This is a genomic window from Falsibacillus pallidus, from assembly GCF_050990905.1.
In the GTDB taxonomy this organism is placed as follows: Bacteria; Bacillota; Bacilli; order Bacillales; family DSM-25281; genus Falsibacillus; species Falsibacillus pallidus_A.
In genome coordinates this window covers 2,967,471-2,990,249 of record NZ_CP158866.1, presented here as the reverse complement: position 1 = coordinate 2,990,249, position 22,779 = coordinate 2,967,471, and the positions used below count along the sequence as shown (strand labels likewise).

At 43.3% G+C, this 22,779-nt stretch carries 22 protein-coding genes; 17 read left to right on the top strand and 5 right to left on the bottom strand.

The window, feature by feature from the left end; translation table 11 throughout:
* The first annotated feature begins 56 nt into the window (after window positions 1–56).
* Window positions 57–902: a YtnP family quorum-quenching lactonase gene (locus tag ABTV07_RS15685; protein WP_433743805.1), complete on the top strand. Its 846-nt coding sequence runs from the start codon at window positions 57–59 to the stop codon at window positions 900–902.
* 84 nt (window positions 903–986) lie between these two features.
* Here the strand turns inward: ABTV07_RS15685 and ABTV07_RS15680 are convergent, their stop codons facing one another.
* Window positions 987–1,298, bottom strand: a complete 312-nt coding sequence (locus ABTV07_RS15680; protein WP_433743802.1) for a hypothetical protein — start codon at window positions 1,296–1,298, stop codon at window positions 987–989.
* Between the two features lie 184 nt (window positions 1,299–1,482).
* Between ABTV07_RS15680 and ABTV07_RS15675 the strand changes: the two genes are divergently transcribed.
* The 11 genes from ABTV07_RS15675 to murC all read left to right on the top strand — a co-directional run bounded on the left by ABTV07_RS15675 (window position 1,483) and on the right by murC (window position 13,007).
* The gene (locus ABTV07_RS15675; RefSeq protein ID WP_433743799.1) at window positions 1,483–2,556 is read left to right on the top strand and encodes a M42 family metallopeptidase; all 1,074 of its coding nucleotides are present in this window, start codon (window positions 1,483–1,485) and stop codon (window positions 2,554–2,556) included.
* 71 nt (window positions 2,557–2,627) lie between these two features.
* Entirely contained in the window at window positions 2,628–3,146 is a 519-nt protein-coding gene (locus ABTV07_RS15670; RefSeq protein ID WP_433743796.1) for a DUF84 family protein, read from the top strand.
* 82 nt (window positions 3,147–3,228) lie between these two features.
* Window positions 3,229–3,744, top strand: coding sequence for a hypothetical protein (locus ABTV07_RS15665; RefSeq protein ID WP_433743793.1), 516 nt, complete (start codon window positions 3,229–3,231; stop codon window positions 3,742–3,744).
* 159 nt (window positions 3,745–3,903) lie between these two features.
* Entirely contained in the window at window positions 3,904–4,920 is a 1,017-nt protein-coding gene (locus ABTV07_RS15660; protein ID WP_433743790.1) for a PTS transporter subunit IIC, read from the top strand.
* A gap of 2 nt (window positions 4,921–4,922) precedes the next feature.
* Window positions 4,923–5,234 (top strand): thioredoxin family protein, encoded by a 312-nt coding sequence (locus tag ABTV07_RS15655; protein ID WP_433743788.1) that lies wholly within the window; start codon window positions 4,923–4,925, stop codon window positions 5,232–5,234.
* Window positions 5,235–5,403: 169 nt separating this feature from the next.
* The gene (locus ABTV07_RS15650; RefSeq protein WP_433743785.1) at window positions 5,404–6,204 is read left to right on the top strand and encodes a DUF1444 domain-containing protein; all 801 of its coding nucleotides are present in this window, start codon (window positions 5,404–5,406) and stop codon (window positions 6,202–6,204) included.
* A gap of 16 nt (window positions 6,205–6,220) precedes the next feature.
* Window positions 6,221–6,832, top strand: coding sequence for a YtpR family tRNA-binding protein (gene ytpR, locus ABTV07_RS15645; protein WP_433743782.1), 612 nt, complete (start codon window positions 6,221–6,223; stop codon window positions 6,830–6,832).
* Between the two features lie 269 nt (window positions 6,833–7,101).
* Window positions 7,102–9,657: a DNA translocase FtsK gene (locus ABTV07_RS15640; protein ID WP_433743779.1), complete on the top strand. Its 2,556-nt coding sequence runs from the start codon at window positions 7,102–7,104 to the stop codon at window positions 9,655–9,657.
* Window positions 9,658–9,758: 101 nt separating this feature from the next.
* Window positions 9,759–10,862 (top strand): nicotinate phosphoribosyltransferase, encoded by a 1,104-nt coding sequence (locus ABTV07_RS15635; protein ID WP_433743776.1) that lies wholly within the window; start codon window positions 9,759–9,761, stop codon window positions 10,860–10,862.
* Window position 10,863: 1 nt separating this feature from the next.
* A complete protein-coding gene (locus ABTV07_RS15630; RefSeq protein ID WP_433743773.1) occupies window positions 10,864–11,544 on the top strand; it encodes a hypothetical protein in 681 nt (226 codons plus the stop codon).
* Window positions 11,545–11,690: 146 nt separating this feature from the next.
* Window positions 11,691–13,007 carry a UDP-N-acetylmuramate--L-alanine ligase gene (gene murC, locus ABTV07_RS15625; RefSeq protein WP_433743770.1) on the top strand — a complete coding sequence of 439 codons (1,317 nt, stop codon included), beginning with the start codon at window positions 11,691–11,693 and terminating at the stop codon, window positions 13,005–13,007.
* A 61-nt stretch (window positions 13,008–13,068) separates the two neighbouring features.
* Here the strand turns inward: murC and ABTV07_RS15620 are convergent, their stop codons facing one another.
* On the bottom strand, window positions 13,069–14,184 hold the full coding sequence (locus tag ABTV07_RS15620; protein ID WP_433743767.1) for an aminopeptidase: 1,116 nt from the start codon (window positions 14,182–14,184) through the stop codon (window positions 13,069–13,071).
* A gap of 211 nt (window positions 14,185–14,395) precedes the next feature.
* On the opposite strand from ABTV07_RS15620, the gene ABTV07_RS15615 reads away from it, so the two are divergent.
* The 3 genes from ABTV07_RS15615 (at window position 14,396) to ytxJ (ending at window position 15,733) form a co-directional block, all read left to right on the top strand.
* Complete coding sequence (locus ABTV07_RS15615; protein ID WP_433743764.1) at window positions 14,396–14,887, top strand: DUF948 domain-containing protein; 492 nt, start codon at window positions 14,396–14,398, stop codon at window positions 14,885–14,887.
* A 21-nt stretch (window positions 14,888–14,908) separates the two neighbouring features.
* Entirely contained in the window at window positions 14,909–15,346 is a 438-nt protein-coding gene (locus tag ABTV07_RS15610) for a YtxH domain-containing protein (RefSeq protein ID WP_433743761.1), read from the top strand.
* A gap of 69 nt (window positions 15,347–15,415) precedes the next feature.
* Window positions 15,416–15,733, top strand: coding sequence for a bacillithiol system redox-active protein YtxJ (gene ytxJ / locus ABTV07_RS15605; protein WP_433743759.1), 318 nt, complete (start codon window positions 15,416–15,418; stop codon window positions 15,731–15,733).
* A 26-nt stretch (window positions 15,734–15,759) separates the two neighbouring features.
* Here ytxJ and ABTV07_RS15600 read toward each other — a convergent pair whose 3' ends face one another.
* Window positions 15,760–17,916, bottom strand: a complete 2,157-nt coding sequence (locus tag ABTV07_RS15600) for a cell division protein FtsA (protein WP_433743757.1) — start codon at window positions 17,914–17,916, stop codon at window positions 15,760–15,762.
* A gap of 208 nt (window positions 17,917–18,124) precedes the next feature.
* On the opposite strand from ABTV07_RS15600, the gene ABTV07_RS15595 reads away from it, so the two are divergent.
* Together ABTV07_RS15595 and ccpA are read left to right on the top strand one after the other, a co-directional pair.
* Entirely contained in the window at window positions 18,125–19,204 is a 1,080-nt protein-coding gene (locus tag ABTV07_RS15595) for a bifunctional 3-deoxy-7-phosphoheptulonate synthase/chorismate mutase (protein ID WP_433743755.1), read from the top strand.
* A 200-nt stretch (window positions 19,205–19,404) separates the two neighbouring features.
* Window positions 19,405–20,403 (top strand): catabolite control protein A, encoded by a 999-nt coding sequence (gene ccpA / locus ABTV07_RS15590; protein WP_433743752.1) that lies wholly within the window; start codon window positions 19,405–19,407, stop codon window positions 20,401–20,403.
* A gap of 550 nt (window positions 20,404–20,953) precedes the next feature.
* On the opposite strand, the gene ABTV07_RS15585 is transcribed toward ccpA, so the two are convergent.
* Window positions 20,954–22,117, bottom strand: coding sequence for an acetoin utilization protein AcuC (locus ABTV07_RS15585; RefSeq protein ID WP_433743750.1), 1,164 nt, complete (start codon window positions 22,115–22,117; stop codon window positions 20,954–20,956).
* Entirely contained in the window at window positions 22,114–22,761 is a 648-nt protein-coding gene (locus ABTV07_RS15580) for an acetoin utilization AcuB family protein (protein ID WP_433743747.1), read from the bottom strand. The genes ABTV07_RS15585 and ABTV07_RS15580 overlap by 4 nt, the downstream gene beginning before the upstream one ends.
* Window positions 22,762–22,779 lie beyond the last annotated feature (18 nt).

Sequence of the window (22,779 nt, the reverse complement as noted above, 5' to 3'; positions counted from 1 at the left end):
TTTTTGAAAAATCACAGTTCTGTTAAAATAGAGTATGGACAAAGGAGGAATGCATGATGGAAACATTAACGGTTGGAAATGTAAAATTGATATGGCTTAACGGAGGAGTCACAAATATGGACGGTGGAGCCATGTTTGGCGTCGTCCCCAAACCTCTTTGGGAGAAAAAATATCCTGTAAATGAAAAAAATCAGATTGAACTAAGGACAGACCCGATCTTCCTGCAATTGGACGGAAAGAATATCCTGATTGAAGCGGGAATAGGATCCGGCAAGCTCACAGATAAACAAAAACGCAATTACGGCGTCACAGAAGAATCACAGTTGGAAAAAGAATTGGCAGAATTAAATTTATCACCTGCAGACATTGATATCATTTGCATGACGCATATGCATTTTGACCATGCGTGCGGATTGACAAAATGGGAAGGCGAAAAGATGGTCTCCGCTTTTCCCAATGCCCGCATCTATACGTCAGATGTTGAATGGGATGAAATGAGAAACCCGAATATCCGCTCCCGAAATACATATTGGAAAGAAAATTGGGAAGCCATCCAAGAACAGGTCATTCCTTTCCATGGAGAAATGGAAGTCATAAAGGGCTTGAAAATGTTTCATACTGGGGGGCACAGCGACGGCCATTCCATCATCGTCATTGAAACTGATGAAGGGAAGCTCGTGCATATGGCTGATTTGATGCCTACTCATGCCCATCAAAACGTCCTATGGGTTCTTGCCTACGATGACTATCCAATGGATTCAATAGAAGCCAAACAAAAATGGATACCTGGTGGTATAGAAGAGGGAGCCTGGTTCTTCTTCTACCATGATGCCATTTACAGGGCAGTAAAATGGGGTATGGATGGAAGCGTTGTGGATGAATTGAGGAGAAACCGCAGATAGCCCTTTCTTAAACAGCAAAAAAGGCATTCCCTCATAATTGAGAGGGGATGCCTTTTCATGTGTGCTTGCTTTTAGAAGTTTTATTTAAATCAACTTGAGATCAATCACAGTGCCTGTGTGGGCATCTGCGATGAATTCAAATTGCTGCAGCTGCCCGTTTCGCTGGCGGGAGATCCCTCCCCGGTAAACGTCTGCTTTTATCGCATGCTTTTGATACGGTTCTGCTTTCATTTGGATCCATGAACCGTCAATAGGTCCATCTTCTTTAAAAGCGCGTTTAACTTTTGCCAAGACACTTTCAGCAGAAACGGATACGTTTCTTTTCACTGCTTCATTCATGAGGAAGCCGGCTGTGATTCCTGCGGCTGCCCCTGCGATAAATGATTTCCAATTCATTCTCTTACCCTCCAGCCAATCAAATGATATCTTAATTATACAAGAAAATATTCAATACACCTAATGAACCAACTTCTTTTTCGGAATTGACTGTGAATTCAATGGCACATAGGTGGCAACGGAAATGAAAGTTCTGTAAAATAAAAAGGTACATAATCGAATCCATTTAAAGGAGACTTTTCAGATGAACCAAGAAACGTTGGATCTTTTCAAGACATTGACTGAACTGCCCGGTGCACCAGGGAATGAGCATCAAGTAAGGGCGTTCATGCGCTCAGAACTTCAAAAATATTCAGATGAAATTGTGCAAGATGGCCTTGGCAGCATTTTCGGGGTGAAAAAAGGAAACGAGAACGGCCCCGTTGTGATGGCAGCAGGACATATGGATGAAGTCGGATTCATGGTGACTTCCATTACGGAAAACGGAATGATCCGTTTTCAGACACTTGGCGGCTGGTGGAGCCAGGTACTGCTCGCTCAAAGGGTTCAAATCATCACGGACAATGGCCCGGTTATCGGAGTCATCGGATCCATTCCTCCTCATCTATTAGGGGAAGAACAGCGCAATAAGCCGATGGACATCAAAAATATGCTGATTGATATCGGAGCAGATGATAAGGGGGATGCACAAAAAATTGGCATCAAGCCTGGCCAGCCAATCCTTCCGATCTGCCCGTTCACACCGATGGCAAATGAAAAGAAAATCCTGGCAAAAGCATGGGATAACCGCTATGGCTGTGGTCTATCCATTGAATTGCTGAAGGAATTGAAGGATGAAAAACTGCCGAACACCTTATATTCAGGTGCGACAGTACAGGAAGAAGTGGGACTGCGCGGAGCTAAAACCGCTGCCAATATGATCAATCCCGATATATTCTTTGCTATGGATGCAAGTCCTGCCAACGATATGTCCGGTGATAAAAACGAATTCGGACAGCTTGGCAAAGGAACATTGCTCCGCATTTTAGACCGGTCGATGGTGACGCATAGAGGAATGCGGGAATTCGTCTTGGATACAGCTGAAACGAATAAGATTCCTTATCAGTATTTTGTTTCACAAGGCGGGACAGATGCAGGAAGCGTCCATCTTTCCAATAATGGGGTGCCGAGTGCCGTTGTAGGAATTTGTTCACGCTACATCCATACACATGCATCCATGATCCATATCGATGATTATGCAGCTGCTAAAGAACTTCTTGTAAAATTAGTCAAATCATGTGACCGCACAACAGTTGAGTCAATCAGACGGAATAGCTGAGGTTATCCATTTTAAAAGGGGGGTATGCACATCTGCAGCCCCTCTTCTCATTTAATAGGAAGGTGTTTATCATGAAGCTTGCCATTGGGTCAATGAATCCGGCAAAGGTGAATGCAGTTAAAAATGTCGTGTCAAATGAAATTGAGAATATCGAGGTCGTTAGCATTGATGCTCCATCCGGCGTCAGCAGTCAGCCGTTTTCAGATAAAGAAACAATTGATGGTGCAGTCAACCGGGCTGAATTCGCAAGAAAAGCGGCTGCAGCTGATATTGGAATCGGTCTTGAAGGCGGAGTAGTAGAAACAGAGAACGGATTATTCTTGTGCAATTGGGGAGCTTTATCATTTGGGAAGGAAATGCCGATTGTTGCAGGAGGCGCCAGGATATTGCTGCCGAATGAAATTGCTGAAAAGCTGAGAGCCGGCTTGGAATTGGGGCCGGTCATGGACCAGTTCTGTCAAAGGAAAGATGTAGGAAAGGGAAATGGAGCCGTTGGCATCTTTACAGGAGGGCTTGTGAAAAGGGATGAGATGTTCGAACACATCCTCAAGCTTCTTGTCGGTCAATACCTCTACCATCTGAAATCATAAATTCTCCATGATTAGCTTGAAAATATTTTACATATAAGGGTAACATATGTATAAAGCTTCAAGTTAATGGGAGGAAGCCATCATGAAAAGGAACTTGCTATTTGCCATTATTTCCGCCGTTCTCCTTTTTTCTGCCGGGTGCAGTTCATCCATCAAAGACCAATCAAAGGATGCCGAGTCTTCAGTGAAAAAGGCCTTTGAAGCAGAACCGAAAGAGGCAGATGAAAAACTTAAGGAATTAAAAGTCCATCTTCCTTTTGGAATGTCTGTGAAAAAAGAGACCGCTAATAATGTCATATTAAAAAAAGGTTCTAATATCTATATCCTTTTTTATAATACAAAAGAGTCAGAAGACAGCGACCTTGTCTACAAAATGAGCATTGGGCAGGGAGAAGCACCATATTTAACGAAAACGTATAAAGATGATGGCCGCTTCGGCTACCTTATCATCAATAAGGTGAAGAAGGATCTATACGAGGTCAGCACGGGCATCGGGGGCATCAAAATGACGACTGAAGTAAAAACAAGGAAGGTTGCTTCCACGGCAGAAATGATGATGGAAACCGTTTCTTCCGCTGAATATCGCAATAAAAAGTAAAAACGCCCAAAGCGGTATCCTGTTTGTTGGATGCCGGTGGGCGTTTTTTCTTTAGTGCAGTCCTTCCGCTCCTTAGGAACAATGTAATATTTGTCTAGACAAAACATACAACTGTCTTTACACTAGTAAAATGAAAAGATGTTTAAGAGGGGGATATGGATGAAGGAATTTCTAAAAAGAAAAGGCGTTCATGTTTCTGTTAAGGCTTATTTAATTGATGCACTTGGATACATGGCATTAGGGCTGTTCAGTTCGCTGATAATCGGATTGATTATGAAGACGATAGGCCAACAGCTGCATCTTCCGTTCTTTATAGATATGGGTACTCTGGCAATGGGGCTAATGGGTCCTGCGATAGGCGTTGCGATTGCATATGGACTCGGTGCTCCTCCATTGGTCATTTTTGCTGGTGCCATAACAGGAGCTGCGGGTGCTGAGCTCGGAGGGCCTGCGGGCAGTTATGCGGCTGCATTAATTTCTTGTGAAATCGGTAAACTAATCAGCAAGGAAACAAAAATTGATATAATCATCACACCATTCATCACAATTCTTGCAGGGTATTCCGTAGCTTGGTTGATCGGACCTTTTATTGCCGATTTTATGACCATGTTCGGGAGCTGGATCAGCTGGGCGACATTGCAAAGGCCGATTATCATGGGGATGCTGGTAGCTTTATTGATGGGGCTTGCCTTGACTGCGCCGATCTCAAGTGCGGCCATTGCTTTTATGCTTGGACTCAGCGGTATTGCGGCAGGCGCTGCAACGATTGGCTGCAGTGCGCAAATGATCGGATTTGCTGTCAGCAGCTATCGGGAAAATAAAATGGGTGGTCTGCTCGCACAGGGGCTTGGGACTTCGATGCTTCAGGTGCCTAATATTGTGAGGCATCCGCTCATATTAGTTCCACCCACTGTTGCCGGAGTCATTTTGGCTCCTTTTGGTACAACGCTATTCCCGATGGAGAACAATCCGGCAGGTGCCGGGATGGGAACGAGCGGACTCGTAGGACAGATCATGACATTCACAACTATGGGATTTTCCATGGAAGTATTAATCAAGGTCCTGCTATTGCATATCATTGGACCTGCAGTCATCAGCCTGATACTATCGGAATATATGAGAAAGCGCGGCTGGATTAAATTTGGCCAGATGAAGATAGAAACTGGAGGCAAATAGACATGGAAAAATTGCAAAGCATGGAACAGTTCGAAGAATTAAAAAATACCGGAAAGCACATCTTTATGTTTTCTGCCGACTGGTGCCCGGATTGCCGTTTCATTGATTCGTTCTTACCTGAAGTAGAAGCGGACTTTCCTGAATTCACATTCATCTATGTAGATAGAGATCAATTCATAGATCTATGCGCAGAACTGGACGTATACGGCATCCCAAGCTTCGTTGCATTCAACGAAGGAAAAGAAACAGGAAGATTTGTAAGCAAAGACCGAAAAACAAAAGAAGAAATCGAATCATTCATTAAGGGATTATAAGGTGTTTCCTTTTAATTAGACTAGGTTCTATCCAGCTGTTGAACGGAAATCAACAGCGGTGTTAACGAGTTTGCGGACTTCCCGTAAACTCGTTTTGTACTTGAAGGGAGTTTTATTGTAAAATGAAACATGGCAATTCAATCTCCTACTCTTTGAAGGAGGGGTCAAAATGAAAATGGATTCAATAAAAATGAAAAAAGAACTGCAGGCACGATTAGAAGAGCCGCATAGAACTTTTACATATGACCGAGAAAAAGAAGTGCTCCGTGTAGAAAATACGGACACCAAAAAAGGCATTGATATCACTTTGCCTGGAATCGTAGCAAAATGGCAGGAGCAAAAAGAAAAAGCCATTGATGAAGTTGTCTATTACGTAAATGAAGCCCTTGGTGTAATGGGTACGAAAACCGAAGGAAAGGGAAAAGAAAAGAATATCTTTCCTGTCATCCGCTCCACCTCGTTTCCAATGGAAAGCTCTGAAGGCACTGCTTTTATCACGGACGAGCATACTGCAGAAACCCGAATCTACTATGCCTTGGATCTTGGGAATACCTACAGGCTGATTGATGAAGAGTTTGCTGCTCAGGAAGGATGGAGCAAGGAGCATATTAAAGAAACCGCTCTTTTCAACGTCCGGTCCCTGCCCGTCAAAATGAAATCTGACAACGTTGCCGGGAATGAATTTTATTTCCTTAATACAAATGATGGATATGATGCAAGCAGGATTCTCAATGCTTCATTCCTTGAGGGCATGTCTGAGAAAGTGGAAGGGGAAATGACTCTTGCTGTTCCCCATCAGGATGTATTGATCATTGGGGATATCCGCAATGAAACAGGATATGACATCCTGGCACAAATGACCATGAGCTTTTTCGCAGCTGGCACTGTTCCAATTACAGCGCTGTCATTTTTATATGAAAACGGTGAATTGGAGCCAATATTCATTCTAGGGAAGAATCGCAAAAAATAAGGAGGAACAATAGGTCATGAACGTTTTTTATAATAAAGAAGGAATCGGCGATACGTTGATCATCGTCTTAGGGGATGCAGAAAGAGAGGTTCATTCCTTTGAACGCAAAGGAGATGCCGTAAAAATCATTAACAGCGAATCCAAAGAACTGATTGGATTCAATCTTTTCAATGCCTCTCAATACTTGGAACTGAATGAGTCCGGATCTGTTGAAATGAATGAAGAAAAACTGGCTGTTATCAATGAAGCCCTTTCAAAAAACGGATTTGAAGATCAATTGGAAGCTGACTTTTCTCCGAAATTTGTTGTTGGATATGTTCAGTCCAAAGAAAAACATCCAAACGCGGATAAGTTGAATATCTGCAAAGTGGATGTAGGCAGCGGGGAAGTGCTTCAAATCGTCTGTGGTGCACCGAATGTCGATGAAGGACAAAAAGTGGTAGTGGCAAAAGTTGGCGCGGTAATGCCTAGCGGAATGATTATCAAGGATGCTGAATTAAGGGGTGTCCCATCAAGCGGGATGATTTGCTCTGCAAGGGAATTGGCTCTGCCTGATGCCCCTCAAGAAAAAGGAATCCTTGTATTGGAAAATGAAAAGTACTCCGCCGGACAACCATTTATTTCTTAAGCTTCTATACCTGTAAACGAAAACTGGCTCAATAGAGCCGGTTTTTTGTCTTTAATTACTAAAAAAATAGGGGTATTGGAGGCCGTGGAATTTCCCTTTATCCCGGAACGATTTACATTTTTTGTTATGTGGTGGGAAAAAGGAGTCGTTTTTTCTAGTGGACTTTGTCTTAAAAGCAAGTTTTTCGCTACGTCCTTTTATATATTCGCTCGAAATTCTGTCGGAAACTGTTACAATAAAGAATGATTACTACAGAAAGAGTGATACATATGAGCTGGTTTAAAAAAATCGCAAAAATACTGAAATCAGATGAAAATATCGAAGAAGAATATGAACATATAACCCATGAAAGCTCTGAACTCCCTACTCAAATGGAAGACCAAAAGAGGGCATCCAAAGGAAAAGAAATCGAAACACGTATGACCTACCAGTATCCAAAAGGAGAATTCCGCTTCCCTTTGATCCCTGATCAAGGGAAGGCGAGGGAGCAAAGAAGACAGCAAATGAGGCAGCAGCCTGAAGAAAAGCAGTCAGTACATCGAAAAAAAGAAAAGCCGCTGCCAAAGGTTTTAGAAAAAAAACAAGAGAGCCCGTCGGCGAAGAAAGAGCCTCCTAGAAATGAACAGTCCAGCCATGCGAGCCGCACCACAATCAAACCAAAACTCAGCAGGCCATTTACACCGACTGAGATCCCTTCACCGATATACGGATTCAATCGGCCGAAGCCTAATGAAAAAGTGGAAATTGAATTAAGCGGAATAAAAACAGTAAATGCTGCCTTCACAAAGGAAATAGATATACCTTCCTCCGTTTTGCAGAAGGAAGAAGTGAATACCTCTAAAGAGGAACTTAAGGCTGAAATCAGGCTGAAGCTTAATGAAGAAATGTCCGATCCATCCTTAATCGACCCGGCCGCGTCTGTTGAAGAAACGACTATAGAATCTCAAATGGAATCGTTCGAGTCTGAAATAGTAGAAGATAAAGAGGTTATGAAAGTTGAAGCCACCCAAGAGATAGAGGTGAAGGAAGAGCAGGTTTTTGAAGAAATTGAAGACGATTCCATTGTTTTAGGATCGATGCAATCAATTGAAACTTCAACAACAGTTGAAATTGATGACGAAGCAGACGCGGCAGTGATGGAAGAAGCAGAAGAGATTGAAGATGTTCCAGAGATAGAAGAAGCCCAAGAACAAAAGAAACGTTCCCACCTTCCGTTTAATGTCATCATGACGAAGCAGGACCGGACAAAATATGAGCAAAAAAAAAGCATAGGATTGAAACCTTCCATTGAAGCGAGTATAAGAGAGGAACTACCTGTTCCCGATGCAGTGGAGGAAAAAAAGCCAGCAGTGGAAGAAGTTCTATTTGAACCACTGGAAGAGGAAAATGGGACATCAAATGGATATACCCTTCCTCCATATGAATATCTCAATCCCCCTGTTGAAGAAGAGCCTAGTGATGACTGGCTCAGACAGCAAAGTGAGTTATTGAATGAAACTCTTGCTAACTTCAATGTTCAGGCACAAGTCGTCAATGTCACCCAGGGACCTGCTGTCACAAGATTTGAGGTACAGCCGGCTCCAGGGGTAAAAGTGAATAAAATCACAAATCTTTCCGATGATATCAAATTAAGCCTGGCTGCTAAGGATATTCGGATTGAAGCACCGATTCCTGGCAAGCATACAATCGGAATCGAAGTCCCGAACAAATCCGGAAGGCCTGTCTGGATAAGTGAAATCATTTCAAGCCCGGCCTTTCAAGAGAGCAGCTCGCCTTTGACAGCCGCACTTGGACTGGATATCTCCGGGAATCCGATCGTCACAGATTTAAAAAAGATGCCGCACGGCTTGATTGCAGGAGCAACGGGTTCAGGAAAAAGCGTCTGCATCAATTCCATTCTTTTAAGTTTGCTTTATAAAGCAAAGCCGCATGAATTGAAGCTTCTGTTGATTGACCCGAAAATGGTGGAATTGGCCCCTTATAACCATATCCCCCACCTTGTCAGTCCCGTGATCACAGATGTCAAAGCAGCTACGGGAGCCTTGAAGTGGGCGGTGGAAGAAATGGAGCGGCGCTATCAATTATTTGCCCATGCTGGTGCAAGGGATATCACTCGATTCAATGATTTAGCAGAGAAAAGTAAACAATACAGCGACAAGCTTCCTTATATCGTCATTATCATTGATGAATTGGCTGATCTTATGATGATGTCCCCGGCAGATGTAGAAGAGGCGATTTGTCGAATTGCCCAAAAAGCCCGTGCATGCGGAATCCACTTGATCATCGCTACTCAGAGGCCATCAGTGGATGTCATTACAGGGTTGATCAAAGCGAATGTTCCGACAAGGATTGCGTTTTCGGTTTCTTCTCAAATCGATTCAAGGACCATCATCGACATCAGCGGTGCAGAAAAGCTCTTAGGCAAAGGGGATATGCTGTTCCTTGAAAACGGGGCATCCAAGCCATTCAGGCTGCAAGGCACATTTGTTTCCGATGATGAAATAGACATGATTGTCGATCATGTACGCTCACAGCAGGAACCGGATTATCTGTTTCAGCAGGAAGAACTGCTTAAGAAAACACAAATGGCAGAAGAAGAAGACCCGCTCTTTTTTGAAGCATGTGAATTTATTGTCGATCAAGGCGGTGCTTCAACATCTTCCCTTCAAAGAAGATTCCATATCGGCTATAATAGGGCAGCCCGTTTGATCGACCTGCTTGAAAAGCAAGGAATCATATCTGAATCACGCGGTACGAAGCCAAGGGATGTACTAATCTCCGAAGGTGAGCTAGAATCGATACAGGATACTAGTCCTAGTTTATAGAACATGGTATTCTTTACTTATGTCTAAACATACTAAACGTAATTAAGTCCTTTTCCACTGTTGGAAAATGGACAAAGTGACTTTTTAAGGAGCTTTTGAGAATGAAGGAAATCGAGTTAAAACTTCAAGGAAAAATCAACCGTTTGACGAATCATACATTTAAGTTCGACGAAAGAGTGAAGGAAGGCTGGTTCTCTGCTGTCTATTTTTTGAAAACACGTGAAATCGCACGTAAATTCAAACCGGAGAGCCGGGTCACAATGCAATTCTTCCAGAAGAATGAAGCTGTTTTGTGCGGAACGGATGAAGTGATTGCCTTGCTTCATACATTTGCGGACAATCCCGAAGAACTAGTCATCAAATCATTAAAGGACGGGGACAAGATCAGCCCGTTTGAGACCGTACTCACAATAGAAGGAAGATATCAGGATTTCGGCTACCTGGAAGGATTGATTGACGGTATCTTAGCCAGAAGGACTTCTGTTGCTACTAATGTATATAATGTAGTCAAAGCGGCAGCTGTATCAGGTACACAAAAACCTGTTATTTTCATGGGAGACCGGGATGACCACTTTACTACACAAGCAGGCGATGGATATGCAGCATACATCGGCGGCGCAACGGCTCAGGCCACGCATGCAATGAGCGAATGGTGGGGCAAAAAGGGAATGGGGACAATGCCGCATGCCTTGATCCAACTGTTTAATGGAGATATCGTTGCAGCAACAAAGGCATATCAGGAGACATTTCCTGAAGACGAATTGATTTCTTTGGTGGATTATAATAATGATGTCATTACTGATTCACTAAAGGTTGCCAGGGAATTTGGCAAGGAATTAAAAGGCGTCCGAGTGGATACATCAAGGACGATGATTGATAAATACTTCTTGCGTAATCAGCATCTTTTAGGGACTTTTGATCCCCGCGGCGTCAATGCCCAATTGATATTTGCTTTAAGAAAATCCCTTGATGATGAGGGATTCGGCCACGTCAAGATTGTCGTTTCCGGAGGATTCAGCGAAGACCGGATTTTGGACTTTGAAAAATCCGGTGTACCGGTCGACATGTACGGCATCGGCAGCAGCCTGTTGAAAATCAATATTGGTTTTACAGGAGATAACGTTGTACTTGACGGTACTCCGCAAGCGAAAGCTGGAAGGAGACTCCGCCTTAATCCAAGATTAGAAAAAGTGGAATGGAATTGATATGCCGAACGAAGCAGATTCTTTGTTGGATTTTCATGAGTTCAAAGAGAAAAAGCAGCGTTTGGCCGAAGAAAAAGCATCGAATATCTATGAAATGGCACGTGAATATGCAGAACGTTCTTCCAATATCCGTGAAAAGGTGAGGGGAAAGCATATTTTTTGCAGCATGACAGGGATATCAAATGCCGCCCTTGATCGGCTGGAAGAAGCTTTTTTTCAATGGTTCCTTTTCGATTATAAAACCATCAGCGGCAAAACAATCTTTCATACATTTTTGTACAGCCGGCAGCAGCAATGGACAGAGCCCGACTTTATTCAAGGGGCTCTCTTTTTGACTGCGGCCCTTGAGCCGGTCGAAATCACTGAAGTTCACTCAGATGGAGAATTCAAGGCGAGGCATTTAGCGGCACCTTACACAGAAGTACAGATAAAGGCAGCCGCTTCTATGAATGTTTCCAAAGGATGCGCATTTCTAAGAAAAATTCCATTATTGACGAAAGAAATGTTAGTCGGTGATATTTTTGTGGTAAATACCCCTGAGAGGATTGACATGCTCTTAAAGGATTATAAAAAAGCAGCATTGGAACAAAATGGTCTGGCATGGCGGACCTATTTGAAAGAAAATAGTATGAAATATGCATTTTCCCCCGATGTTCAGACACTACATAGTCATAGTGATTAATTAATGCTATAATGATTCAATATGAAAATTGCGTTAAAAGCTTTTAATTTAAATTTAATGAGTTCATGATCAGAAATGTGGACCATCGCAAAAAAAGATTGATTTCATATACTGCTTACAGATAGACGAATGTTGGAGGTTCTATTATGACTTTATACCATTTCGTAGGCATTAAGGGTTCAGGAATGAGCGCTCTGGCGCAAGTCCTTCACGATATGAATTATAATGTCCAAGGTTCTGATGTGGAGAAGTACTTTTTCACTCAAGCATCCCTTGAGGATTCAGGAATCAAAATCATGCCTTTCCAGCGCGAAAATATTCAGCCTGGAATGACAGTGATCGCTGGAAATGCTTATCCGGATACTCATGAAGAAATTGACGAGGCTCTAAAATTAGGGCTGCCAGTCATCAGATATCATAAATTTTTGGGCGACTTCATGCAGCGCTTTACAAGCATCGCAGTGACAGGCGCACACGGCAAAACATCCACTACTGGATTATTGGCCCATATTATGAGAGGGGCTAAACCTACATCCTTTTTAATCGGGGACGGTACTGGGAAAGGCGACGCGGATGCAGAGTATTTTGTATTTGAAGCATGTGAATACAGAAGACATTTCCTTTCCTATTTTCCTGACTATGCCATTATGACAAACATCGATTTTGACCACCCTGATTATTTTGCCAATATCGATGACGTCTTTTCTGCCTTTCAGGAGATGGCTCTTCAAGTGAAAAAAGGAATCTTTGCATGCGGAGATGATGAGCAGCTTCAAAAAATACAGGCAAAAGTGCCGGTGCTGTTCTATGGATTTGATGAAGAGAATGACTTCCAGGCAAGAAATGTGGAGAGGGATGAAAGTGGTACATCCTTCGACGTATTTGTAAGGAACAATTTCTATGCAAGCTTTAAGATCCCTCAATATGGAGATCATAATGTGCTTAATGCATTATCAGTCATTGCTGTCTGCCATTATGAAGAGATTGATGCGGAAGCCGTACAGAAGCAATTCATGAGCTATGGCGGCGTAAAAAGAAGATTCACTGAAAAAGTGCTTGGGGATCAAATCATCATTGATGATTACGCCCATCATCCAACGGAAATAAAAGCGACGATTGAATCAGCAAGGCAAAAGTTCCCTGGGAAAGAACTAGTAGCTGTTTTTCAGCCTCATACTTTCACAAGGACTCAGACGTTCCTGACGGATTTTGCCAAAAGTTTGAGCGAAGCAGACCATGTATTCTTATGCGACATCTTTGGATCTGCTCGTGAAAATCATGGAAAGCTTTCTATTCACGATCTCCGTGAGAAAATTGAAGGTTCCCATCTGATCAATGAAACAGATACTTCCCCATTATTGGCGTACAGGGACAGCGTCATTATTTTCATGGGGGCGGGAGATATTCAAAAATTCCAAGCAGCCTACGAAGAACTAAAGAAGGATAGCCTGAAAGAGGCTTGAATATAGGAAAAGGAAGCCGCTTCAATCAAGCGGCTTCCTTTATTATTTCGGTCTTTTCTATTTACTTGAGATTCTCCGGATTTAAACATTCCAGTTCCGGCAGTACGAAACGGCCGTCTTTTCGGATGAGAACATCATCAAAATAAATTTCTCCTCCGCCGTATTCCGGTCTTTGGATCATGACCATATCCCAATGGATGTTGGAATGGTTTCCATTGTATGCATCCTCATAGCATTCACCGGGTGTGAAATGGAAGCTGCCATCGATTTTCTCATCAAATAAGATATCCTGCATCGGATTCAGGATATATGGATTCACTCCAATAGCGAATTCCCCTACATAGCGGGCGCCTTCATCTGTATCAAAAATCTTATTGATTCGATCTGTGTCATTTGCTGTCGCTTCAACGATCTTTCCATCTTTGAAAGTCAATTTGACATTTTCAAATGTAAAGCCTTGATAAGGAGAAGGTGTATTGTATGAGATAGTTCCATTAACTGAATCTTTCACAGGGGCAGAATAAACTTCACCGTCAGGGATGTTCAAACGGCCCGCACATTTCACTGCTGGGATGTCCTTAATGGAGAAAGTCAAGTCGGTTCCTTCCCCTGTCAGGCGAACCTTGTCTGTGCGGTTCATCAATTCAACGAGACTGTCCATGGCCTTATCCATTTTGCTGTAGTCAAGGTTGCAGACATCAAAATAAAAATCTTCAAAGCCTTCAGTGCTCATTTTGGCTAACTGCGCCATAGCTGCATTTGGATATCGAAGGACGACCCATTTCGTTTTTGGCACACGGATTTCCCTATGTACTTTCTTGCCTACCGTATTGCCATGGATTTTCATTTTATCTGCAGGAACATCAGACTGTTCACTGATATTATCTCCGGAACGAAGGCCGATGTAGGCATCCATCTGGCTCATGACTTGAGCTTCAAAGTCTGCAATCATATTGAATTGCTCTTCCTGAGCTCCCATAAGAAGGGCACGGTCAACCTGCTGATCCTTCAATGAAACAAATGGGTAGCCGCCTGCTGCATAAGCCTCTTTCACAAGTGCTGCGACAAGTTCCTTTTGAAGACCGAAGTTTTCAATAAGGACCTTTTCACCTGGCTGAAGCTGGACGGAATAATTGATTAAATTTTTCGCGAGCTTTTCAATGCGCGGATCTTTCATATGTAGTTCCTCCTAATTTGACACAATTTTGTTGCACATTGTCATTGTAACCGAATTCATGAAGAATGTTGAGCGGGAAAGGTTTTTTCTGAAAAAAATTCAGCTGTAAAGAAGGATAATTTTGTTTCCTCTAGAAAATATAATAAAGTCGTTTGCTCCATAGATGATGGGGGTAAAGAAGAGAAGATATAAAATAGGAGGTGGATACATAGTGATTTTGATTCTTTATTTGAGCATTGCACTTATTGCGATCGCTTTTCTTATCTTGGTCATTAATCTATCAAAGACACTAAAATCCCTGACAACAACGATGGACAGCGTATCTTCTACGCTTACGGGGCTTGAAGGACAGCTCCAGGGAGTAACTCGGGAAACGACTGAACTCCTTCATAAAACAAACAGCCTTGCGGAGGACATCCAAGAAAAATCTGAAAGTCTGAATACAGTTGTTTATGCTGTGAAGGATGTAGGGACATCCATTCAGGGATTGAATCAATCCATCAAAAAGGTTACAACATCCATTTCTTCTGAAGTGGAGAGAAATCAAGATAAAATATCCCAGGTAGTTCAATGGAGCGGTGTCTTCATGGAGCTGAAGGATAAGTTCAAATCAAAAAGAAATGAAAAACATGCCCCAAATCTTCCTGCTGAGACAAAACCGCAGGAATTGAGGGAACATGTCATTCAAAGATCAAGATCTTAAAAAATTTAGGGAGGAATTAAAATGGCTCAAGTTACCGAAACAAATACAGCAGAGAGAAACGATCAAAATATGAATACTAAAGACTTTCTGATTGGCGCATTGATTGGCGGGATTGTAGGTGCTACGACAGCCTTATTCTTAGCTCCTAAATCCGGCAAGGAATTGCGTGATGATTTGAATATCCAAGCAATGCAGCTTAAGGAGAAATCATCCCAATTCAAAGACACTGCAGTAGAAAAAGGAAATGAGTGGGCAGCAGTCGCAAAAGAAAAAACGTCAGCTCTTTCTCAAGCAGTTCAAACAAATGATCTGGTCAATAAAGTAAAGAACCTTCGAACAGCAGGCGAATCAGAACAGGCTGAAACAAGCGATGCTGGCACAACTGCAGAGGATGTTAACCAAAAGCTTGAAGAAACAAAAAAAGCCTTTGATGAAACAGAGCAAAACATGAGCAAATAAGTTTGTTTAATGAACGGTGAAGTGATACGATAGCTTCACCGTTTTATTTTTTCTCAGGAGATGATAAAAATGAAAATTGAATCGATGGATCAGTTCAAAGAATTGTTGGAAAAAGAAAGTCGTTTTTTCTTTATGAAACACAGCCTCACTTGTCCAATCAGCGGCAATGCGTTTCAAGAATTCAATTCCTTTCTTCAGGATTCTGATGCCAAAGGCTATTATTTAGCTGTGCAGGAAGCAAGGGAGCTTTCAAGCCAGATTGCAGATGAATTCCAGATTAAACATGAATCCCCACAAGTTTTTCTGATTGAAAATGGGAAGCCGGTTTGGCATGCATCACACTGGAATATTACAAAAAAAGAATTGGACAAACTTTTGTCCAAATAAAAAAACAGGCTTAAGTGCCTGTTTTTTTATTTAGCCGCCATTGGCCATAGAATCTCCAAATCGTCTCCGGAGACGATTTCGTCGTAAAAAGTTGTGTCTTCATTGTTTTTTAATAATCTGAACTGACCGCGTGAATCCGGCGGCATTTCTATTTCTACATGTCGGAATAAGTCCTGGAAGATAAATGGTTCAGCTTCTTTTTGCTGCACTTCAATTTCATCCCCGAAATCCAAAACATCTGTTTTATTCAAAATCATTCCGTTTCTTCTGATGACCGTTAATGGCTTGGAAATAGAAAGTGCCTCTCCATTAAAACGGACAGTAATGGATCGATCCAGGTCCCATTGTTTTTTTTGTGCGATTTCTTCCAGGGAAGGATTCTTAAAAGGAATGACTTCAATCTCGTCTCCATCTTCAAATGCCTCAGTCGCTTTTACTTCCCTTCCATTTAGCAGCACTTTGCCTGAATATGCAGGAAGAAAGGTGTCCTTTCCATTGATTTTAATGCGGAAAGGCTTCAATTGCTGAATGTTTTCCTTTTTTTCTACTTCCTTCATCAATTCTTCGATGGTGTGTGGAAAAGACATGTTTATTTTATCTTTATCTTCAAGGTATTCCTCAAGTTCAGCTTTTCTACCATTTCGGTAAACCGTCATTCCTACTTTTTGCTTCAAGCCATTCAAATGAATTGATTTAGTAGGGACTTGATCAATGAAATCTATTATTCTTACACTGGCAGGACCGCCATCTTTCCCGTTTAACGCAGTAATGGAGTCACCGTGGGATACTTCTTCATCCAAGTCGCAGATCTCCCCATTTTTCTCGATGAGTGGAGGATGCCCATGTTCACCTGGTACGGTGACGACTTGACCATTGAACTCAATGATGATGGCCATCCCGGGCTTCCCGTATAAACGGGAGATTTTTTGTCCTGATGCCAGCAGACAGTCCCCGACAGTCAGCTTTTTCACTTCAAATAATCGGACGGGCCGATCATTCACATATACAGTGATATATTGGACAGGTGATTTCTTTGCTGCTATGGCGATCCCGATAGGAGTAACGTATTCAGGGCCGCTGCTGATGCTTGGATCGACTTCCAGTCCCTGGATTGCATCAGATCCCCTGATGGCCACCCGGTTGGCAGGAAGATTGAGGCATCCTGCAATCCTTTCCGGCAGTTCAGGTGTCATGCTTCCTCCACCGACCAGCATGACAGCTTTTGGAGACTGCCCATTGTTTAAGGAAAGAATTTCACTGGAGATGTTTTTGGCAAGTTTATCAATGGTATTTGAAATCATTGAGACGACTTCAGATTTTTCAACTGTAGATTGCATCCCTAATATATCTTCAATTTCAATCCGCTCATTTTCAAGAAGCTGCCGTTTGGCTGTTTCTGCATTTGGAAAGTCGAGCAGCAGGGCATCGCTGAGGGCCTCTGTGATTTCATCTCCTGCGACTGGGACCATTCCATAGGCAACGACAGTCCCCATGTTGGTCAATGCGATGTCTGAAGTCCCTGCACCGATATCCACTAATGCCACATTCAATCTTCTCATTGACGGAGGGATCAATACATTGATTGCCGCGATTGGTTCAAGGGTCAATGCTTCCATCTCAAGACCAGCCCGGTTCAGAGCAGCTATCAAGGATTCTACCACCACGCGGGGGAGGAAGGTTGCAATGATTTCTACCGATGCTTCATCCCCTTGCTGATCGACAAGACTTCCGATTTCTTCACCATCCAATCGATAATGGAGGACCGAATAGCCGACACAATAGTAATAGTAGCTTTTTTCATTATCATATTTTTCAGCAGCGTGGGCCTGCGCCTGCTGAACTGCACTGAGCTCTAGATGCAGGACATCCTGTTTAGTCAGTATGTTCTTGCCTTTTATGGACAGAAATACGCTCGAACGTTCCGTTTTTAGAGCCCTTCCGGCAGCAGCTACGCATACTTTTGAAAGTACGCCGTGCCTTGTCTCCAACTCTTCTTTGATCTCTTGAATGACTTGGGAAACGGCGGGTACATCATGGATTTGTCCATCCAGCATCGCTCTTTCTTTATGTTCTTTTACAAGCAGCTCTTGCACATGATAAACTGAATTTATTTCCTCGAGGATAATTCCGACTACCGATCGGGTTCCAATATCGAGGGCAAAAATCTTTTCATTTTCTTGCACAGTTATACACCTACTTTTGATGTTTGTCATACTATGCTTTAATACTTAAAAGCGTTTAATTAATAAAGTTTTTTCTCGTGACATCTTGTCTGCAATCATTTATAATAAAGCCTAATATAAAAAAATGTATCACACTTTTAGTATATGGAAAAGATTTGTCCCGTTGGATAATTCTTTTAAATAACCGCAAGGGAAAGGATGACCATCAATGAGCAACCAAGAACTTGATCAATTAAGGCAGCAAGTCGATGAAATGAACCTTGAGATCCTAAAGCTTGTAAATGAAAGGGCACGTTTGGTTCAGGAAATTGGAAAAGTTAAAGAAAAACAAGGCGTAAACCGCTACGATCCGGTCCGTGAAAGAGACATGCTGAACCTGATTAAGCAGCATAATGATGGACCTTTTGAAAATTCCACCATTGAGCATATGTTCAAACAAATCTTCAAAGCGGCATTGGAGCTTCAGGAAGATGACCACCGAAAAGCCCTGCTTGTTTCCCGCAAGAAAAAAGCAGATGATACGATTGTCGAGATCAAAGGCGAAAAAATCGGAGACGGTAATCCACATTTTGTTTTCGGCCCTTGTGCAGTAGAGTCTTACGAACAGGTGGCTGCAGTGGCACAATCCATTAACTCAAAAGGATTGAAGCTATTAAGGGGAGGAGCTTTCAAGCCTCGTACATCTCCTTACGATTTCCAAGGTCTTGGCATAGAGGGACTTAAGATTCTAAAAAGAATTGCCGATGATTTCGACATGGCTGTTGTCAGCGAAATTGTCAATCCGGCTGATATTGAACATGCCTTGGAATATATTGATGTCATCCAAATCGGTGCAAGGAACATGCAGAATTTCGAATTGTTGAAAGCTGCCGGTGCCGTCAACAAGCCTGTATTATTGAAAAGAGGGCTTGCTGCAACCATTGATGAATTCATCAATGCAGCAGAATATATCATGGCACAGGGAAATGGGCAGATCATCCTTTGTGAGCGGGGAATCCGCACATACGAGCGCGCAACTAGGAATACGCTGGACATTTCTGCAGTACCTATCTTAAAACAGGAAACGCACTTGCCTGTATTCGTTGATGTGACGCATTCAACAGGCAGAAGAGATTTACTTCTTCCTACGGCGAAGGCAGCATTGGCAATCGGAGCCGATGGTGTGATGGCAGAAGTCCATCCGGATCCGGCAGTTGCATTATCGGATTCAGCGCAGCAGATGGACCTGGAGCAGTTCGACGAATTCTACCGTTCCCTTCTTTCTTCTGTACACCCTGTAAAACTGTAAATTCAGTTGGTTTTCAAGTGGATATTGCCTTAAACCGGTCTATTGCAGGCCGGTTTTTCTCATTTTTTGTTGATTTATTGAATTTTTATACTGAAATGGCTAAAAGCTTGGCAAAATAGAAGTGAATTCGTTGATTGAAAGAGCTTACTATCGTATTATAGGAACAATAATGCTGAATTCGACATAGGAGAGTGGTACAAGTGAATATTACAATATATGATGTTGCACGCGAAGCTAATGTTTCAATGGCAACGGTATCAAGGGTTGTGAACGGGAACCCGAATGTAAAGCCTGCAACAAGAAAGAAAGTCCTCGATGTCATTGAACGGCTTGGATACCGCCCTAATGCCGTGGCGCGTGGATTGGCAAGCAAAAAGACCACTACGGTTGGGGTCATCATCCCTGATATCTCTAATATATTCTTTGCAGAGCTGGCAAGAGGGATTGAAGATATCGCAACAATGTATAAATATAACATCATTTTGAGCAATTCCGATCAAAACAAAGAAAAAGAACTTCACCTGCTGAATACGATGCTCGGAAAACAGGTGGATGGGATAGTCTTTATGGGCGGCAACATTACCGAAGAACATACAGCTGAGTTTGAGCGCTCTCCTGTACCGATTGTTCTTGCAGGTTCCGTAGAATCATCAGAAAAAATTCCTTCCGTCAATATCGACTACTATCAGGCAGCATATGATGCTGTTAAGGAATTTGCCGGTAAGGGGCATAAACAGATTGCGTTTGTTGTAGGACCTTTCCACGATACCATCAATGGTGGACAAAAGCTTGAAGGCTACAAAAAAGCTCTTGAGGAATCAGGAATCGCCTACGATGAAGAGCTGGTCATTGAAGGGGACTATACCTATGACTCCGGTTTGGAGGCATGGCAGAAGCTTGGAGAAATGAAAGACAGACCGACGGCTGTCATTGCAGGGAACGATGAAATGGCCCTTGGCGTCGTTCATGGGGCACAGGATGCAGGGCTTACCATCCCGGATGATCTGGAAGTGATTACATCCGATAATACAAGACTTGCTCTGATGGTTAGGCCGCAGCTGACATCAATCGTACAGCCGCTCTATGATATTGGGGCAGTTGCGATGCGTTTGCTGACTAAATATATGAACAAAGAAGAGGTAAAAGATCATATTGTAGTTCTTCCTCATCGAATAGAACACCGGGATTCTTCAAAATAGAAAAGCGGAATCGCCTTGATCAGCCCCGACCAGCATAAGACGGAACTCGAAGGAAATCCTGATTTCCGTAGAGGTGCGGCTTATGACTCGAGGGGCTAGGCGGTGGAGCTGGACAATAAGAAAAGCGCAAGCGCCTCGAAAAGCCCCGACCAGCATAAGACGGAACTCGAAGGAAATCCTGATTTCCGTAGAGGTGCGGCTTATGACTCGAGGGGCTAGGCGGTGGAGCTGGACAATAAGAAAAGCGCAAGCGCCTCGAAAAGCCCCGACCAGCATAAGACGAAACTCGAAGGAAATCCTGATTTCCGTAGAGGTGCGGCTTATGACTCGAGGGGCTAGGCGGTGGAGCTGGACAATAAGAAAAGCGGAGCCGGCTGTCCAGAGGCGCCGAGGTTGGACTGAAGCACCACGAGATAAAGGAAACACGGAGAGCGAAGCGATCCGATGTTGACTTATCGTAAGTGTGCTGAAGGAAACCTCCCAGCCTCTAGCCGGCGGTGCTGGACAAATAAAAAAGACGGGCTTTCTCACTTTGTGAAAGCCCGTCTTTTTATTTAGTTTCCTTCCGGATGGAATAGAGCGCTTTTTCGACGGTCTGGGCATTTTTTTCGTTAATTTCCTGCTTTCGCGGAATTGGCTTGTACATCTCTATTGGATCCTTCCAGGTTGGGATCAGGGTGACAGGCGAATGCGGCTGCCATTTTTCCAGCCAGGTTTGGGGAAGATGCTCTTCCAGCTTATCCATTTGCCCTGTCATTTCCAGCCATATGTAAGACCATGCGCGAGGAACCACCCTCCAAATGTCATAGCCGCCGCCTCCGACCGCAATCCATTTTCCTCCACAATAGGCATGGGCCAATTCGTGGGCAATGCGCGGGATTTCCCGATAAATATCCATGGTGGACGATAGATGGGTGAGCGGGTCAAAATAATGGGCATCTGCCCCATTTTGAGTCAAGATGACGTCAGGTTTAAAAAACTCAACGACTTCCCTGAATGATGCTTCATATGCCAAAAGCCAGGACTCATCTTCTGTAAAGGCATCAAGGGGAATATTGAAAGAGAATCCATATCCCTTGCCGCTGCCTTTTTCATGAACGTTGCCGGTGCCGGGGAAAAGGTACCTTCCCGTCTCATGTATGGAAAGTGTACATACTTGATCATCATCATAGAAAGACCATTGCACTCCGTCTCCATGGTGGGCATCTGTATCTACGTAAAGAACGCGTGCGTTATACTTTTCGCGCAAATATTTGATGGCAATCGAGCAGTCGTTATAAATACAGAATCCCGATGCTTTTCCCCTGAAGCCATGGTGCAGTCCGCCTCCAAGATGAAGGGCATGGTCGCATCTGCCGCTCATGACTGCATCGACAGCCTCCAATGTGCCGCCTGCCATTAATGAACTTGCTTCATGCATTTTAGGGAAAATCGGCGTATCCTCGGTCCCCAGACCAAAGTCTTCAGCTTTCTCAGCGCCCATACGCCCCTCTCCTGCCGCTTTGACTGCTTCTACAAAGGATGGGTTAAGGGCAAGCAGCAGCTCTTCCTCAGAAGCCATTCTTGGAGGGACGATATCACTGTCCTCTATTGCCTGAAGGTCCTTTAACAAATCCAACGTCAATGTCAATCTTTGCTGATTAAACGGATGATGCTCGGAGAATCGATAGTTGAGTAAATCATCCGAATAGACGAATAAAGCCTCTTTTTTCATGATGGCATACCCGGCATATTCGGCCAAAGGACCACATGGCCTTCACTTTTTAAAGCATTGATTACATTCACCGGATTCATTGTTCCTACTCTGAAGACAAGAATTTTGTGCTCGGAGCTCTCTTTGTCAGGGTATACCAAAACACTATGTACGTTTGCTTTATGGCTTCTGATGATTCCTGCCACTTCGGAGAGCATTCCCGCTTTATTCGGTACTTTGACTTCTATTTGGGAGCCTGGCTGATTCCCGCCTGTCAATTCCACAAGGGTATAAAGCAGGTCGGTTTCTGTAATGATGCCAACAAGCTTATTATCGCGCGTAATCGGCATGCATCCAATATGGTGCTCGTAAAAGAGGGACGCAGCCTCCTCGACAAAGTCCAATGGATGGCCTGTAATGATGTCCTTCTGCATGATTCGTTCCAGTGGAGCAGAAAATTCTTCCCGGCTGCCATTTTCCTCAAAGATGGAAGGCGCCGCATCTTTTACGTCTCGATCTGTCACCAGTCCGACCACTTCATTGTCATTATTGACGATGGGGATGTGGCGGATTTTTTTTGACCTCATAAGATCAATGGCTGATTTTAAAGTGTGCTGAGGCGTCAGAGTCTCCACGTGTGTCTTCATGATTTGTTCAATGATCATCTAATCAGCTCCTTTACA

Bases quoted from the DNA above. Each gene is read 5' to 3' on its own strand.
- ABTV07_RS15685 (WP_433743805.1), top strand. From the start codon at position 57: ATGGAAACATTAACGGTTGGAAATGTAAAATTGATATGGCTTAACGGA.
- ABTV07_RS15680 (WP_433743802.1), bottom strand. From the start codon at position 1,298: ATGAATTGGAAATCATTTATCGCAGGGGCAGCCGCAGGAATCACAGCC.
- ABTV07_RS15675 (WP_433743799.1), top strand. From the start codon at position 1,483: ATGAACCAAGAAACGTTGGATCTTTTCAAGACATTGACTGAACTGCCC.
- ABTV07_RS15670 (WP_433743796.1), top strand. From the start codon at position 2,628: ATGAAGCTTGCCATTGGGTCAATGAATCCGGCAAAGGTGAATGCAGTT.
- ABTV07_RS15665 (WP_433743793.1), top strand. From the start codon at position 3,229: ATGAAAAGGAACTTGCTATTTGCCATTATTTCCGCCGTTCTCCTTTTT.
- ABTV07_RS15660 (WP_433743790.1), top strand. From the start codon at position 3,904: ATGAAGGAATTTCTAAAAAGAAAAGGCGTTCATGTTTCTGTTAAGGCT.
- ABTV07_RS15655 (WP_433743788.1), top strand. From the start codon at position 4,923: ATGGAAAAATTGCAAAGCATGGAACAGTTCGAAGAATTAAAAAATACC.
- ABTV07_RS15650 (WP_433743785.1), top strand. From the start codon at position 5,404: ATGAAAATGGATTCAATAAAAATGAAAAAAGAACTGCAGGCACGATTA.
- ytpR (WP_433743782.1), top strand. From the start codon at position 6,221: ATGAACGTTTTTTATAATAAAGAAGGAATCGGCGATACGTTGATCATC.
- ABTV07_RS15640 (WP_433743779.1), top strand. From the start codon at position 7,102: ATGAGCTGGTTTAAAAAAATCGCAAAAATACTGAAATCAGATGAAAAT.
- ABTV07_RS15635 (WP_433743776.1), top strand. From the start codon at position 9,759: ATGAAGGAAATCGAGTTAAAACTTCAAGGAAAAATCAACCGTTTGACG.
- ABTV07_RS15630 (WP_433743773.1), top strand. From the start codon at position 10,864: ATGCCGAACGAAGCAGATTCTTTGTTGGATTTTCATGAGTTCAAAGAG.
- murC (WP_433743770.1), top strand. From the start codon at position 11,691: ATGACTTTATACCATTTCGTAGGCATTAAGGGTTCAGGAATGAGCGCT.
- ABTV07_RS15620 (WP_433743767.1), bottom strand. From the start codon at position 14,184: ATGAAAGATCCGCGCATTGAAAAGCTCGCGAAAAATTTAATCAATTAT.
- ABTV07_RS15610 (WP_433743761.1), top strand. From the start codon at position 14,909: ATGGCTCAAGTTACCGAAACAAATACAGCAGAGAGAAACGATCAAAAT.
- ytxJ (WP_433743759.1), top strand. From the start codon at position 15,416: ATGAAAATTGAATCGATGGATCAGTTCAAAGAATTGTTGGAAAAAGAA.
- ABTV07_RS15595 (WP_433743755.1), top strand. From the start codon at position 18,125: ATGAGCAACCAAGAACTTGATCAATTAAGGCAGCAAGTCGATGAAATG.
- ABTV07_RS15585 (WP_433743750.1), bottom strand. From the start codon at position 22,117: ATGAAAAAAGAGGCTTTATTCGTCTATTCGGATGATTTACTCAACTAT.
- ABTV07_RS15580 (WP_433743747.1), bottom strand. From the start codon at position 22,761: ATGATCATTGAACAAATCATGAAGACACACGTGGAGACTCTGACGCCT.